At 38.7% G+C, this 14,551-nt stretch carries 14 protein-coding genes and 2 pseudogenes; 9 read left to right on the top strand and 7 right to left on the bottom strand.

Features of this window, described 5'->3' with window-relative positions; translation table 11 throughout:
- A pseudogene (locus E2K52_RS10505) lies at positions 1-465 on the top strand (bifunctional glutamine synthetase adenylyltransferase/deadenyltransferase); the annotation flags it as partial.
- A 24-nt stretch (positions 466-489) separates the two neighbouring features.
- Positions 490-1,416, top strand: a complete 927-nt coding sequence (locus tag E2K52_RS10500; RefSeq protein WP_151205078.1) for a branched-chain amino acid transaminase — start codon at positions 490-492, stop codon at positions 1,414-1,416.
- A gap of 58 nt (positions 1,417-1,474) precedes the next feature.
- Here E2K52_RS10500 and E2K52_RS10495 read toward each other — a convergent pair whose 3' ends face one another.
- Both E2K52_RS10495 and E2K52_RS10490 read right to left on the bottom strand, forming a co-directional pair.
- Positions 1,475-2,497, bottom strand: a complete 1,023-nt coding sequence (locus E2K52_RS10495) for an NAD-dependent epimerase (protein WP_151205077.1) — start codon at positions 2,495-2,497, stop codon at positions 1,475-1,477.
- Positions 2,494-3,663 (bottom strand): nucleotide sugar dehydrogenase, encoded by a 1,170-nt coding sequence (locus E2K52_RS10490; protein ID WP_151205076.1) that lies wholly within the window; start codon positions 3,661-3,663, stop codon positions 2,494-2,496. Before E2K52_RS10490 ends, E2K52_RS10495 begins: the two co-directional genes overlap by 4 nt.
- 181 nt (positions 3,664-3,844) lie before the next feature.
- On the opposite strand from E2K52_RS10490, the gene E2K52_RS10485 reads away from it, so the two are divergent.
- From E2K52_RS10485 to E2K52_RS10460, 6 genes are read left to right on the top strand one after another with little or no spacing between them, the layout of a single operon-like run.
- The gene (locus E2K52_RS10485; protein WP_151205079.1) at positions 3,845-4,618 is read left to right on the top strand and encodes a glycosyltransferase; all 774 of its coding nucleotides are present in this window, start codon (positions 3,845-3,847) and stop codon (positions 4,616-4,618) included.
- A 41-nt stretch (positions 4,619-4,659) separates the two neighbouring features.
- Positions 4,660-5,631, top strand: a complete 972-nt coding sequence (locus E2K52_RS10480; RefSeq protein WP_151205075.1) for a Stealth CR1 domain-containing protein — start codon at positions 4,660-4,662, stop codon at positions 5,629-5,631.
- Positions 5,632-5,640: 9 nt separating this feature from the next.
- Positions 5,641-6,405, top strand: a complete 765-nt coding sequence (locus E2K52_RS10475) for a glycosyltransferase family 25 protein (RefSeq protein WP_151205074.1) — start codon at positions 5,641-5,643, stop codon at positions 6,403-6,405.
- An 11-nt stretch (positions 6,406-6,416) separates the two neighbouring features.
- Entirely contained in the window at positions 6,417-7,187 is a 771-nt protein-coding gene (locus E2K52_RS10470; protein WP_151205073.1) for a glycosyltransferase family 25 protein, read from the top strand.
- A gap of 22 nt (positions 7,188-7,209) precedes the next feature.
- Positions 7,210-7,974 carry a glycosyltransferase family 25 protein gene (locus E2K52_RS10465; RefSeq protein WP_151205072.1) on the top strand — a complete coding sequence of 255 codons (765 nt, stop codon included), beginning with the start codon at positions 7,210-7,212 and terminating at the stop codon, positions 7,972-7,974.
- Positions 7,975-8,021: 47 nt separating this feature from the next.
- Positions 8,022-8,798, top strand: a complete 777-nt coding sequence (locus E2K52_RS10460; protein WP_151205071.1) for a glycosyltransferase family 25 protein — start codon at positions 8,022-8,024, stop codon at positions 8,796-8,798.
- A 22-nt stretch (positions 8,799-8,820) separates the two neighbouring features.
- Here E2K52_RS10460 and E2K52_RS10455 read toward each other — a convergent pair whose 3' ends face one another.
- The 5 genes from E2K52_RS10455 to E2K52_RS10435 form a co-directional block, all read right to left on the bottom strand.
- Positions 8,821-9,759 (bottom strand): polysaccharide pyruvyl transferase family protein, encoded by a 939-nt coding sequence (locus tag E2K52_RS10455; protein ID WP_151205070.1) that lies wholly within the window; start codon positions 9,757-9,759, stop codon positions 8,821-8,823.
- Between the two features lie 426 nt (positions 9,760-10,185).
- Positions 10,186-11,052, bottom strand: coding sequence for a lysophospholipid acyltransferase family protein (locus E2K52_RS10450; protein ID WP_151205069.1), 867 nt, complete (start codon positions 11,050-11,052; stop codon positions 10,186-10,188).
- A gap of 18 nt (positions 11,053-11,070) precedes the next feature.
- Positions 11,071-11,292, bottom strand: a complete 222-nt coding sequence (locus E2K52_RS10445) for a hypothetical protein (protein WP_151205068.1) — start codon at positions 11,290-11,292, stop codon at positions 11,071-11,073.
- Between the two features lie 113 nt (positions 11,293-11,405).
- Positions 11,406-13,190 (bottom strand): aspartate--tRNA ligase, encoded by a 1,785-nt coding sequence (gene aspS / locus E2K52_RS10440; RefSeq protein ID WP_151205067.1) that lies wholly within the window; start codon positions 13,188-13,190, stop codon positions 11,406-11,408.
- 171 nt (positions 13,191-13,361) lie between these two features.
- On the bottom strand, positions 13,362-14,126 hold the full coding sequence (locus E2K52_RS10435) for a DUF4184 family protein (protein WP_151205066.1): 765 nt from the start codon (positions 14,124-14,126) through the stop codon (positions 13,362-13,364).
- 142 nt (positions 14,127-14,268) lie between these two features.
- On the opposite strand from E2K52_RS10435, the pseudogene E2K52_RS10430 reads away from it, so the two are divergent.
- Positions 14,269-14,551: pseudogene (locus E2K52_RS10430) on the top strand (TonB-dependent receptor); the annotation flags it as partial.

Genomic DNA, 14,551 nt, shown 5'->3' with positions numbered 1-14,551 from the left:
CAGCTACGCTGCCGGATTCTGACCCAGCCGCGTGAACAGGCACATGTACGTGCCGAAGTACTGAAGATGCGCCAGAAAATGAAAGACCATCTCGGTTCATCCAACGAGCAAAAAAAAGATGGAATTTTTCATTTAAAACAAGATGCAGGTGGTATCGTTGATATCGAATTTATGGCACAGTATGCAGTATTGGCTTGGAGTGGGACGAATAAAGATCTCGCCCATTACTCCGACAATGTAAGAATCCTTGAGGATGCCGCAAAGACAGGTTGCTTATCCAGCAACGATGCGACTGCTCTGATTCAAGCTTATCTCCGTGAACGCGCAGAGAGCCACCGCTTAGCCCTTGCAAATCAATCCATGCAAGTATCTGCAAGCGACTGGCACGATACCCGAATGACCGTTTGCAAGTTATGGCAAAGACTGATTGATCCAGCTGCAGCATTTGCGCTGGAGAGTGAATAATTGTGAAAAATTGGAGTTTGTGGCATGAATTTGGCTGATCGTGATGGTTTTATTTGGCAAGATGGACAACTGGTTGACTGGCGTGAGGCAAAAACTCACGTATTAACACATACCCTACATTACAGTATGGGGGTGTTTGAAGGTGTCCGTGCTTATGAAACCCCGAATGGAACGGCTATTTTCCGTCTAAAAGAACACACCAAACGTTTATTGAATTCTGCCAAAATCTATCAAATGAAAGTTCCATTTGATCAGGCAGCATTAGAACAAGCTCAAATTGATGTTGTTCGTGAAAATAAATTAGCATCTTGCTATTTACGTCCAATTATTTTTATTGGCTCTGAAAAGCTGGGTATTGCGGCAACAGACAATACTATTCATGCTGTGGTTGCAGCGTGGAGCTGGGGTGCTTATCTGGGCGAAGAGGCGATGGCGAAGGGGATTCGTGTGAAAACTTCTTCATTTACTCACCATCATCCAAACGTGACCATGTGTAAGGCGAAAGCTTCTGGTAACTATACCCTGTCTATCCTGGCTCATCAGGAAGTTGCACATTCGGGTTATGACGAAGCAATGCTGCTTGATCCACAAGGTTATGTATGCCAAGGTTCAGGCGAAAACGTCTTCCTGGTACGTGATGGCGTCATCCATACGCCTGATATTGCCGGTGGTGCACTGGATGGGATTACCCGTCAAACCATTATTACTATTGCCAAGGATCTGGGTTATGAAGTGGTAGAGCGCCGTATTACCCGGGATGAGTTCTATATTGCTGATGAAGCATTCTTTACCGGTACTGCGGCTGAAGTAACACCAATCCGTGAATATGATGACCGTCAAATTGGTGAAGGTGTCCGTGGTCCGATTACCACTCAAATCCAGAAAGCCTATTTTGATGCAGTTCAGGGCAGAGATCCTAAATATGCACACTGGTTAACTTATGTGAAATAAGATACTCAGTAATAAAAAAGGACTCATTCGAGTCCTTTTTTATTACTTGAAGAATTTATTAAATCTGATAAAAATCCCGATACCAGTCCACAAATTGCTTCACCCCATCGTCAACAGAAACAGAAGGTTTGTAACCTACACTTTGTTCAAGAGCAGAACTGTCGGCTAAAGTATCAGGCACATCCCCTTCCTGTAAGGGAAGCATTTCGATTAGGGCTTTTTTGCCAACAGAGTTTTCAATAGCTCGTATAAAGTCAATTAATTGTACGGGTGTACTATTGCCAATATTAAAAATCCGGAATGGTGCATTACTGGTTGATGGATCTGGATGATTGCTATCCCAAGTTAGGTTAGGCTCAGCAATTTGGTCACTGGAACGGATTACACCCTCAGCAATATCCTCGACAAAAGTAAAGTCACGGGTATGGTTGCCGTGGTTAAAGACTTGAATCGATTTGCCTTCTATAATGTTTTTGGTAAATTTAAAAGGTGCCATATCTGGGCGCCCCCAAGGACCATAGACAGTAAAGAAGCGTAAGCCTGTAGTTGGCAGTTTGAATAAATGGCTATAACTATGAGCCATCAACTCATTGGCGCGTTTGGTTGCTGCATAGAACTGAATGGGATGATTCACGCCCTGCTCTTCACTAAACGGCATTGTGGTGTTGGCCCCGTAAACACTACTTGTGCTCGCATAGGTCAGATGGGGTGTCTTGGCATAGCGGCAGGCTTCAATAATATGGGTAAAACCGACAATATTACTTTCGACATAACTCATCGGATTTTCAAGAGAATAACGCACACCTGCCTGTGCAGCCAGATGAATCACCCGGTCAAACTGGTGTTCCTGAAAACATCGATCCACTGCTGTCTTGTCTGCTAAATTGGCATGAATGAAATTAAACTGCCCTGTACTTTGCTCAGCTGTTGTAACCAAGTGGTCTACACGGGCCTGTTTTAAAGCAGGATCATAGTAGTCATTCATATTATCGAAACCGACTACATCATCACCACGTTCAAGCAGTTTTTTGGAGACGTGAAAGCCGATAAAACCCGCTGCTCCAGTTACAAGGACTTTCATTCATCACCTCCAAAAATATCACGGGTATACACTTTTTCTTCAACATCACTGAGATCTGCTGAGCGACGGTTAGCAATGATGACATTTGCTTGTTGTTTAAAAGTATTGAGATCGGTCACTACTTTAGATTTAAAAAACTCAGTTTCTTTTAGGCTGGGTTCATAAATAATGATTTCAATGCCTTTGGCTTTCAGTCGTTTCATCACACCTTGAATGGCTGAAGCACGGAAATTATCTGAACCACTTTTCATAACCAAACGATAGATACCCACTACAGATGGGTTTTTGGCAAGAATTGAATCGGCAATAAAATCTTTACGCGTACGGTTAGAGTCGACAATTGCCTGAATCAGATTGCTTGGAACCTGATGATAATTGGCCAGTAGTTGCTTGGTATCTTTTGGTAGACAGTAGCCACCATAACCAAAAGAGGGATTGTTATAATGATTGCCAATACGTTGATCTAAACATACCCCTTCAATAATCTGGCGGGTATCAAGATCAAAGGTTTGTGCATAGGTATCCAGTTCATTAAAATAAGCAACACGCATCGCCAAGTAAGTATTGGCAAATAACTTGATCGCTTCGGCTTCGGTAGAATCAGTAAACAGGATTGGGCTGTCTTTTTTAATAGCGCCTTCAATCAGCATGTCAGCAAATAACTCAGCACGTTCTGATTTTTCTCCGACAATAATCCGTGAGGGATATAGATTGTCATGCAGTGCTTTGCCTTCACGTAAAAATTCTGGAGAGAAGATAATATTGTCGGTATCAAACTTTTCTTTTACTGCTTTGGTAAAACCGACCGGCACGGTAGATTTGATAATCATCACGGCTTGAGGATTAATCTTAATTACATCACCAATGATACTTTCAACACTTTGAGTATTGAAGTAATTAGTCTTGGTATCGTAATCCGTCGGTGTGGCAATAATGACAAAGTCGGCATGCTGATAAGCTTCAGCTTTGTCGGTGGTTGCACGGAAATTGAGTTGCTTTTCTATCAAGAATTTAGAAATATCTTCATCCTGAATTGGAGAGATTTTTTGGTTTAACATCTCGACTTTGCTGTCAATAATATCCAATGCAATAACTTCATGATGTTGTGAGAAGATCATGGCATTGGAAAGGCCGACGTAACCGGTACCTGCAACTGCTATTTTCATATCAACCTGGTTTGTATTCTTTATTTAAGGAGCTTATCTATAACCTGATAAAGGTTGGCGAAAGCGATATTGCATCATATCACAAAGTATTTTTAGTGTTATGAAAGCATTAAAAGCAATATGATAACTTTGCTTTAGAGGTGGTATTATATGAGGTAGAATGCTGGCGGAAGATGAATACATGCAGGACAAGGTAAACGACTCACTCTCCAATCAGGCTCCAATGCAGTCTGAACAGAATATAGTGCTGTGCATGAAGTGGGGCACGAAATATGGGGCAGAGTATGTTAATCGTCTCTATAATATGGTTAAACGTCATACGACGGTTGACTTCAAAATGGTCTGTCTGACTGATCGTACTGAGGGCATTGATCCAGCTGTTGAATGTTTTCCTATTCCACCATTAGCTTTACCACCCGGTAGTCCTGAACGTGGCTGGAATAAACTTTCGACCTTTGAACCAGATTTATACGGGCTACAAGGTAATGCCTTATTCTTAGATCTAGACGTTGTCATTGTTGATAATATTGATGAGTTTTTTACATACCCCGGTGATTTTTTAATTATTCATGACTGGAAGCGGCCGTGGCGGATTACCGGAAACAGTTCTGTTTACCGTTTTAAACTGGGGGCTTTTCCAGGGCTTTTACCTTATTTTCGCGAAAACTTTGAAGAAATTCGAAAAAAATTTCGTAATGAACAGGCTTATCTGTCTTGGTATGTCGATCGTGAAGGCCAGCAGACTTATTGGCCAGATAGTTGGTGTAAAAGTTATAAATATCATTGTCTACAAAAGATTCCGATGGCTTATTTCAAGCCGCCAGTGAAGCCTGAAGGTGCCAAAATTATTATTTTTCATGGGGAAATCAATCCACCGGAGGCTATTAATGGTGGAGGCGGCAAATGGTATCGCTATGTATTGCCTTCACAGTGGATTAAAGATGCATGGCAATAATCCAGTACGCTCAAGACTGATTTTTTAAAGTGATCAAGCAAATGCAGAACATTGATATCGTGATTGCCTGGGTAGATGGTAATGATATTGAATTGAAAAAAAAGCGCCATAAGTATTTGACTGGTGAAGATGCGTCGGATGCGATTAGTGATACCCGTTTTGCCAGTAATAATGAAATTTATTACAATGTTGCCTCAATCCTGAAATATGTGCCTTTTTATCGCAATATTTTAATTGTGACCGATAACCAGCGACCCGCGTTTATTGATGAGTTTGCAGCTCAAGGTCTGTGTTCAGCCGATAAAATCCGGATTGTGGATCATCGTGAAATTTTTAGTGGTTATGAGCAATATCTGCCTACTTTCAATACTCGGTCTATTGAAAGTATGCTCTGGAATATTGAAGGACTATCAGATTACTTTATTTATCTGAATGATGATTTCTTCTTTAACTCAACCGCTCATATTGAAGACTTTCTACAAGGTGAGCATTTGGTAATTTACGGTCATTGGCAGAATAAGCTGGCTTTAAAAACCAAGCTGAAATATCGCCAGTTTATGAATAAACAATTTGCTAAGCCTATTCAACCTAAACATATGATTGCACAAATGCTGGGTGCGGATATTTTAGGTTTTAACAAATTTTTTGAAATCCATCATTATCCACATATCGTTGATCGTCAGATTTTGAAAGATTACTTATTGTCGCATCCTCGATTACTGGAAACTCAGGTCAAGTTTAAGTTTCGTAGTGTGGAGCAACTTAATCCAATCTCACTGATGAATCATCTTAAAATTCAGAAGCAACAGGTTGAACTCAAGCCTGATATTGAATTGGCCTATCTAAAAAATGAAGATAGTCGCAATAATTTTATTCAGGCACTCGATTACCCTACTATTAAATATGGCTGCATTCAAAGCCTAGACCAGCTGGACGCTGCAGCTGCTCAACAGATCAATGTAGCAATGCAGCAGAAGCTGGCGGGCTATTTACCGAATTCAATTTTAGTTTAAAGGTTCATGATGAAAGTTGTTACATATCTCATTAATTTGGACGGAAGTCATGAACGACTAGCGCGAGCAACACAGCAGCTGAATCAAGTCCATTGGCCTTTTGAACGTTTTTCTGCAGTCGATGGGCGTGGAAAAGCTTTAACTGAGTTCGAAAACTACGATGCTCAGGGAGCAAATCAGACCCTTGGACGTAGTCTGATGAACTCAGAGTTGGGGTGTTATCTAAGTCATTATGGTTGTGCAGAGAAATTTTTAAGTACAGATGCGGACTATCTGGTGGTCCTAGAGGACGATATGAAGATCGATCCAGACTTTAAAGATAAGCTTGATGGTACGATTGAATATCTGGATCAACATAAAGAGCTGGATTGGTATTTGATTAATATTGCAGCCAAAAAGAAAAAATTGAGCAAAGATATTACAGAGATTGATGGCATGAGTTTGTGGCATGCATTTTATTTTCCTATTCGTGGTCTAGGTTTAGTCTGGTCACGTAAAGGCGCCGAGGCGTTTATGCAGGCCGGAAAAACCATGACTATGCCTGTTGATATATTCTTTCAAACCTGGCTTAGTAAAAATGGGAAAGGTTTAGGGGTATGGCCCGCTTTGGTTAGACCCGCAGGATTAGACAGTGATATTTTAGGGACTGTTGCAGCGCAAGGTATTTCTCGTAAAGAAAAAGAAGGGCGTGGACTTTCTCACGGTATCAAAAAACAAAAACGGATGTGGCGTGATCGTTGTTATGCACTGAAACATTTAGTGTCAGTGAAGTAAATGTAAGTTGTATGAAAAATATTGTAATTAGTTTAAAAAGTGCCACTGCTCGCCGTGAGCACATTGTGCAAGAGTTTGGTAAACAGAATATTGAATTTGAGTTTTTTGATGCACTAACACCTGATCTGGCTCGTCCTTTAGCTGAAAAAATGCAACTCAATATTCAGAATGAATTTTTAAGCCCGGGTGAATTAGCTTGCTTTATGAGCCATGTGTCGATTTGGCAAAAAATGGTAGATGAGCAAATTCCTTATATGGCTATCTTTGAAGATGATGTGTACTTAGGTGAGGCTGCTGCTGAATTATTAAACAACTCAGCCTGGATCAGTCCAAAGTGGGATATTATTAAGACTGAAGCCTTTGCAAATCAGGTCTTTCTAGGCAAAGCCAAGTCAGAAATAGCACATGGGATGCGTCATATTGTTCAACTCACGGGGAAGAATTTAGGGACTGCAGGTTATATTTTGAGTCTTAAGGGTGCTCAAAAATACTTGCAGTATGTTGGACAGATTCAATTGATCCCGCTAGACCAAGTGATGTTCAATGAATTTATACGGCATCAATTTCATTCTGTGTATCAAATGACCCCCGCTTTATGTATACAAGAAATGATACTTTTTCCTGAAAAGAAAACGATTCTTTCTAGTGATTTGCTTGCTGAGCGGAAAGCCCGGATGAAAAAGCAAAAGAAAAAAGGTTGGGCAAAAGTTCAATTAGAAATTGGGCGTGTGCTAAAGCAAGTAAAGTGTATTTTAGTAGGGAAGAGCGTTGGTTTTAAATAATTGCAAAGAAAGATTACTTGTTATGAATACTTATGTTATTAGCCTTAAGTTCGCAGCAGATAGAAGAGCTCACATTTTGAATCAATTTAATTCAAAAAGTATACCTTTTAATTTTTTTGAAGCTATTGAACCGCCTCTGAATAAAAAGTTATTAGAAAAGTTTAAGTTAGATACTAAACCAAATAAACTTACTGAAAATGAGACGGCTTGTTTTTTAAGTCATTTTTCTTTATGGAATAAAGTAATAGAAGAAAATTTAAACTATATAGTGATATTCGAAGATGATATCTACTTAAGTGATGAAGCTAATTATTTTCTCAGTATGGAATGGCCTATAAAAAAAGATATCATAAAAATTGAAAAAGTATATAAGAATATTTTTCTAAAAAAAAATAAGAAAATTAATATAAGTGGTTCTAAATATACCTTAGGTATTTTGCTTAAAGGACATTTAGGTGCAGGTGGATATGTGCTTTCGAATAAAGCAGCTAAAGATTTAATAGCATATGTAGAAAACTTGGATGAATTAGATCATATTGATCAAATATTATTTAATCATTATTTAAAATCGGGAAATCTTCCAGTGTATCAATTAAATCCTGTAATTTGTATACAAGATTGTATTTTGAATAAAAATAATCAAAAATTTGATTCTAATTTACAGTGGAGAAATAAAGAGAAAATAAGTTATTCTCTCTTTCAAAAAATAATTAGAGAAATTAAACGATTATTCAAACAGTTAATATTATATCCTTATAAAAAAGAAATTTTTTTTAAAAAGATATAATTAATTATTTCTTTTGATTCTGGTATAAGTTTTAGGATTGGTGAAACGTGAATTATGTAATTAGTTTATCCTCAGCTTTGGAAAGAAGAGAGCATATTTTTGAAGAATTTAGTAAACAGTCGATTGATTTTGAATTTTTTAATGCTGTTGAACCTGATCAACTAGATTTTTTGGAAAATAAGTATGGAATTTCATTAAAAGACAGCGGTCTTACAGCAGGTGAAAAGGCTTGTTTTTTTAGTCATATGGAACTATGGAATATGGCGGTTGAGAAAAATATGCCCTATATTACTATATTCGAAGATGATATTCTTTTAGGTGAGAACGTAAAAGGCTTTCTTGATGAAATTAATTGGCTACCAAAAGATATCGATATAGTTAAACTTGAATTTTTTTCCGATCGTATATTGATGGAGCTTAATCGAAAAAAAATAAATAAATACCAACACCATAGGAATCTTAGAGCACTGAAAGAAAAACATTTAGGTACAGCAGGTTATATTTTGTCTTATAAAGGTGCATTATCTTATTTGAATTATATCAAAAATAATCTTGTTTCTATGCCCTTAGATCATATTATGTTTGAAAGTTATTTGAGTGATGGGGTATATAAAGTCTATCAAATGACTCCGGCATTATGTATTCAGGCAGATAGATATGGAGTGGCTGGATTGGAAAGTCAGTTAGAGTATGAGCGTACTATTAATAGGGATAATCTTAAGAGAGATAAAGTTAAATTAAATTTTATAAGTAAAGTTAAGAGGGAAGTTTCAAGACTTATTTATCAAATATTATTAAGCTTTTGTAAGATAAGGTTTAAGTAATAGCTTAAACCTTGTTTCATAGTTAATAGAGTTTATGCTTATTACTTGAAATAGTCCATTCATTGTAGTAAAGACTATTTTTTTTATAATGATTGTCGATAATTTTAGATGGAATATTGAGTAAATCAGCTAAAATATGTGCATGAAGTCTAGAAGTAATAATTTCATCATATTGTAAAAAATATTCACATGATCTTTTAATTAATTCCAAGCTTTTCCTTTCCCAAAGATTGTAAATGTTTCTATCTAATGTTGATATTTCTAAAAAATCAAAATATTTAATTCTTTTCTTTATGTTTTTTTGCACTTTAATATCATGTTGAGTAATTAAGTCATCCCAGTCAATACTCTGAATATTTTGAGTATTGATTAATTCTTTTTGTAAATCAGTGCTCTCTTTGTCTTTTCTAAGGAAAAATAATTTTTTATTTTTTATTTTTGTTAATTTCGGCAGTTCATCATAGAGATAATGAGCCATATCTGGCATGAGTAAAGATTTTTCAGAAAATTTTAATAAAATATTTAAGCTTACAGTATCTCTGGCGAGTAAATATAAATTTTTATGTTGGCTGAATATCTCTTTACTTTTATCTAAGTTCTCATTTTTTTCGAAATGAACAGATTGAGGTAACATAATAATTCTGTTGTTGGGAAAGTTTTTAATTACTGCCTCTCTTAAGCTTTGGTGTTCAGTATATAAGTCCCCAAAATTCCCTCCTCCTTGTAAAAATATTGTAGTTTTATTATTAATGACTTTTCTTAATTTTGATATAGAAAAGTTTTCTTTGCATAAATACTTTTTAATATTAATGTTATTTTCTTTAAAAAATTGAATTGTTCCATGCATGATTAAAAGATCACCTATATTAAAATATAAGGGATAATCTAAAAAAATAGCATTATCTTTCTCTATAATTAAATCATTAATTTTATTTAAATATAATTTCAAATCATTTGACATTTTTAAACCGAAATTTGATAAAGATTATTAAGAAGTTGCATTTATTTGAAATTACATGATAAATGCTTATTTGTGTGATGTAAGTTTTAAAGAAACGGTATTTAATATTTCTTCAAATCTTTCTGTAATACCATATAAATTAATCCTGCAAAAACCGCTAATGCGCCAATGATACTAATTCAAAAAAAGTAGGTGATACAGTCATTAGTAGTTAGATGGAACAAGTCGTTAGTAGTTTACATATAGCCATGACTTAAAATACAATCAGCATAATGCCAAGGTTACGGATAGTGGGACGAACAATAATGATGGGCAATCTATATCTAAAAAATAACATTTAAATTATGCCACTTTTAGGTTTAAATCTCAATTTATTAGATTTTTCTCTCATAATAAATTTTTTAAAAAAACTTGTAAGATTTTACTTTAAGCTTTGTATGGATTTTGGTTTCCCTCCACCTTCCTAAACCTTTTATACCCCCACAAATACTGTTCTGGAGCGACATTAATCATGCGCTCCATTTCTTTATTCAGCGTATCGACTGAAAGCTGCAAATCTTTGGCATTAATCTCTGCAGATAAAGTCTGCACATGCACCTCAAAACCAGATAAATCTTCACGTCTTAAACAACTGAGTCCAACCACAGAGCATTGCGTTTTAGCTGCCAGTTTAGACAGCAAAGTGGAGGACAAGGCATTTTGTCCAAAGAAAGGCGAGTAAATTCCGCCAGACTCTTTAGGTACATGATCCGGTAAAATTGCAGCAAATCCGCCCTGTTTTAAATGTTTAAATAAGGCGCGAACCCCTGTTTCATCGGTTGGAACCAGAGTCGCATTCAGTCGTTGTCTAGCTTCCAGCATAAAACGATTGATATCTTCATTCTTGCTGGGCTTGTACATAATGACTGGTGAGGTATGTTGGTTCACCCAGACATTCAAAAGTTCCCAAGTACCAAAATGTGGAACCACGGCCAAAGTTCCATTTGGGTTTTTCAGCGCGTCTAAAAAAATATCTTCCCCGTGCACGACCTTGATCTGCTCAAGGGCAAACTCCGGTGCAGAACCCCAAATCTTGATTGATTCAGCATAAGTCATGCACTGACTTTTCAGGCTACGCTGGGTTAAATCAGCGCGTTCAGATTCAGATAGTTCAGGATAAGCAGAGGCCAGATTGATTTCGGTCACCCGACGTGCGGAGGAGTTGCTCAGATAAAGAAGAGAACCCGCCAGCCGAGCTAAATTTTGAATCAATCTGAGGGGGAGTCTTGAGAAATTTTTGAGTAAGAGGTACATGGCATCCAGAGTATTTAATTAAGATTCTTTATCCGGATTACCCTTCAATACCATATAAATCAAGCCGATAAAAATAAACAAAGCGCCAATGATGCTACTTAAGCAGAAATAGACAATACGCTCATTGGTATCTAACTGGAACAGGTTATTTGCAAGGATATAGCGCATAAATAGCCATTGCACCACAGAAAATACAATCAGCATAATACTACGATTACGAACAGCAGGACGCATCGCCATTGCTAAATCACCTAAAAATAGAAACTGAAGCTATTATGCCACTGTTGGGAACTGTTCTCAATGTAATAAAAAAGCCCTGCAATTGCAGGGCTTTTACTTGAAATCGCCAAGAATTATTCTTGAGATTCAGCTTTTGGTTTTTCACGTAAACGAATACCCAGGTCACGCAGTTGAGTTGCTTCAACTGGTGCTGGTGCTTGAGTCAGTGGACATTCAGCCGTTTTGGTTTTCGGGAATGCGATTACATCACGGATTGAAGATGCACCAGTCATCAGCATGACTAAACGATCTAAACCAAATGCCAAACCACCATGTGGAGGTGCACCGAATTTAAGCGCATTTAACAGGAAGCTGAATTTCTCTTCGGCTTCTTCTTCATCAATGCCAAGCGCTTCAAAGATCGCTTTTTGCATTTCTAAAGTATAGATACGCAGTGAACCACCGCCGATTTCAGTACCGTTTAATACCATATCGTAAGCAACAGACAAGGCTTCACCCGGATTGTTCTTCACCTCTTCAACGCTTGATTTTGGCAGTGTGAACGGGTGGTGAACAGAGGTCCATTTGCCATCATCAGTTTCTTCGAACATTGGGAAGTCTACCACCCAAAGCGGTGCCCACTCACAAGTCGCAAGGTTCAAGTCATGACCGATTTTCACACGAAGTGCACCCATCGCATCATTCACGATCTTCGCTTTGTCTGCACCGAAGAATACGATGTCGCCATTTTCAGCGCCCACGCGTTTCAACAGATCCAGCACGATTGGCTCGATGAATTTTACGATCGGTGATTGAAGACCTTCGATGCCTTTTTCAAGTTCGTTGACTTTAATATAAGCCAAACCTCTTGCACCGTAGATGCCGACAAATTTGGTGTATTCGTCAATCGCGCTACGTGGTAAAGCGCCTGCACCCGGTACGCGAAGCGCCACGATACGGCCTTTAGGATCTTTAGCAGGGCCTGCAAATACCTTGAACTCTACATCTTGCATCAGGTCAGCAACATCTACGAGTTTCAAAGGAATACGAAGGTCCGGTTTGTCAGAAGCATAGTCACGCATGGCTTCTGAATATGGCATACGCTGGAACTTGTCGAATTTGACGCCAAGAAGTTCATCGAACATCTTCACAGTCATGCCTTCCATCAAATCCATGATGTCATCGTCACTCATGAACGATGTTTCAATGTCGATCTGGGTAAATTCTGGCTGACGGTCTGCACGCAAGTCTTCGTCACGGAAGCATTTTGCGATCTGGTAGTAACGATCAACACCACCCACCATCAATAACTGTTTGAACAGCTGTGGGGACTGTGGCAGTGCATAGAAGCTACCATTGGATACACGGCTTGGTACTAAATAGTCACGTGCACCTTCAGGGGTGGCACGGGTCAGAATAGGAGTTTCAACGTCTAAGAAACCATGGTCATCCAAATAGTTACGGATCAGGTTGGTTACTTTAGAGCGGAAACGTAAACGGTCTAGCATTTCCGGACGACGGATGTCGAGGAAACGGTATTTTAAACGGATTTCTTCAGAAATATTGGTGTTTTCATCGTTCAGCGGGAAGGGAGGAGTTTCAGACTGAGCCAAAACTTCAATTTCTTTACCCAAAACTTCGATTTGACCGCTCACCATGTTGGCATTTTCAGTACCGGCATAACGGCGACGTACACGGCCTGTAATTTTTAATACGAATTCAGAACGGGCTTTATCTGCTGTTGCAAAGGCTTCAGGTGTATCTGGGTCGATAACCACTTGAACCAGACCGTCACGGTCACGCATGTCCAGGAAAATCACACCACCGTGGTCACGGCGACGATGTATCCAGCCACATAAGGTTACAGTTTGGTCGATTTGAGCTTCGGTTAAAGAACCGCAGTAATGAGTTCGCATCATAGCGTTAAAAATCCAACTATATGGGTTAAGGAAGCGTATACGTAAACAGCGTACCGCCTTAAGCAAAGCTAGGATTATGCCTCTTTGGACATATAGTCACAAGAACTTGGGACAAAAACAGTCGCATTTTAAAGTGAATAAGCGGGAATAAACAAAAAGCAGGGACGTTCATCAGCCCATGCGCCGGTTTCGGTCCAGCAATAAAAATAGCAAGCAACCCAGACTAAAAACAATTAAAAAACCTTGGCTAAATTCATTGATGGATCGGCCGCTAAAATAGTACAGATCAGCTTGCCAGACTTCTGCGGGGATATAACGCATATAATCCCAGACCGAGAGTCCCCCGGTCATGATGGACAGGCCAAGCAACCCAGAGCCCGCTATTTTAATCGGCGTACTGACCGCCAGATATTGCCGATGGGTCTGATAATAATGCAAGCTCATCCACAGCAGAAATGGCAGTGCTAAAAACGAAGTACCAATTTGCAGGAGGCGATGCAGAGGATAACTGTGTCCAAAAACGAGTAATTTCTGATTTAAAAAGTCATGAAAAGCAAAAGTACGAAAATCGACATGGGTCAGACCATCCCAGATCAGATGAGTGGCTGTTCCCACAATCAGGGCCAGACACATGCCGACAAAAAACTTAAATACTGTAAAAAAATCGTGCATTTTCAGTTCATGCTGAATGCCAGTCAGGCGGTAAATCACGGGTCGATAAATGAAATACCACAGCGCACAGAAGCCCAAGCCAATCCATAAGTTATGATAGATCAGCGAGGACCATAAATGTGTGGTGCTGGAACTGTCCTGACTAAAGAGACGATATAAATCCGGCACCATACAGCCAATTGCCAGGGCAGCGACAGGAAACCGGTTTCTGGTCAGGTAGGAAATGGGTGGAGCAAGTACTGCATGAGATAAGGTAAAGGGCATAAATTGAAATACAGACTAAAATTTTTAAACATCATGAAGTGCCATAGTAATAAATTTAGCGGCTATTTATCGTAAAAGATTGCAAATCAATTGGTATGTTATAATATAACAAAACCAAACATAGCCGATTTGAGCTGGGATCATGTCTTTTCACAAGAATTTAATAACATTGTCAATTTTTTCGGTGCTGACACCGAGTGTATGGGCAGAACAAACATCATCTACGCGAATGCAAACGCTAAAGACTATTCAGGTGATAGCACCTGCCTTGAGCCAGACCGCAGCAGATTTTGCAGGGGTATATCATATTGTGGACCAGAAAGCCTTGTCTGAGCGTGCGACCAGCATTGGAGATGCACTGGCAGATGAGCTCGGCGTATATTCCAACCAGTATGGGAGTGGCGCGAGTCGCCCGGTGATTCGCG

It is taken from the genome of Acinetobacter sp. RF14B (assembly GCF_006864105.1).
GTDB classification, from domain to species: Bacteria; Pseudomonadota; Gammaproteobacteria; order Pseudomonadales; family Moraxellaceae; genus Acinetobacter; species Acinetobacter lwoffii_C.
This window is presented reverse-complemented; position numbering and strand designations above follow the sequence as displayed.

What these genes read in the sequence shown, in the direction of transcription:
- E2K52_RS10500 (WP_151205078.1), top strand. Translation starts at nt 490, where the DNA reads ATGAATTTGGCTGATCGTGATGGTTTTATTTGGCAAGATGGACAACTG.
- E2K52_RS10495 (WP_151205077.1), bottom strand. Translation starts at nt 2,497, where the DNA reads ATGAAAGTCCTTGTAACTGGAGCAGCGGGTTTTATCGGCTTTCACGTC.
- E2K52_RS10490 (WP_151205076.1), bottom strand. Translation starts at nt 3,663, where the DNA reads ATGAAAATAGCAGTTGCAGGTACCGGTTACGTCGGCCTTTCCAATGCC.
- E2K52_RS10485 (WP_151205079.1), top strand. Translation starts at nt 3,845, where the DNA reads ATGCAGGACAAGGTAAACGACTCACTCTCCAATCAGGCTCCAATGCAG.
- E2K52_RS10480 (WP_151205075.1), top strand. Translation starts at nt 4,660, where the DNA reads ATGCAGAACATTGATATCGTGATTGCCTGGGTAGATGGTAATGATATT.
- E2K52_RS10475 (WP_151205074.1), top strand. Translation starts at nt 5,641, where the DNA reads ATGAAAGTTGTTACATATCTCATTAATTTGGACGGAAGTCATGAACGA.
- E2K52_RS10470 (WP_151205073.1), top strand. Translation starts at nt 6,417, where the DNA reads ATGAAAAATATTGTAATTAGTTTAAAAAGTGCCACTGCTCGCCGTGAG.
- E2K52_RS10465 (WP_151205072.1), top strand. Translation starts at nt 7,210, where the DNA reads ATGAATACTTATGTTATTAGCCTTAAGTTCGCAGCAGATAGAAGAGCT.
- E2K52_RS10455 (WP_151205070.1), bottom strand. Translation starts at nt 9,759, where the DNA reads ATGTCAAATGATTTGAAATTATATTTAAATAAAATTAATGATTTAATT.
- E2K52_RS10450 (WP_151205069.1), bottom strand. Translation starts at nt 11,052, where the DNA reads ATGTACCTCTTACTCAAAAATTTCTCAAGACTCCCCCTCAGATTGATT.
- E2K52_RS10445 (WP_151205068.1), bottom strand. Translation starts at nt 11,292, where the DNA reads ATGGCGATGCGTCCTGCTGTTCGTAATCGTAGTATTATGCTGATTGTA.
- aspS (WP_151205067.1), bottom strand. Translation starts at nt 13,190, where the DNA reads ATGATGCGAACTCATTACTGCGGTTCTTTAACCGAAGCTCAAATCGAC.
- E2K52_RS10435 (WP_151205066.1), bottom strand. Translation starts at nt 14,126, where the DNA reads ATGCCCTTTACCTTATCTCATGCAGTACTTGCTCCACCCATTTCCTAC.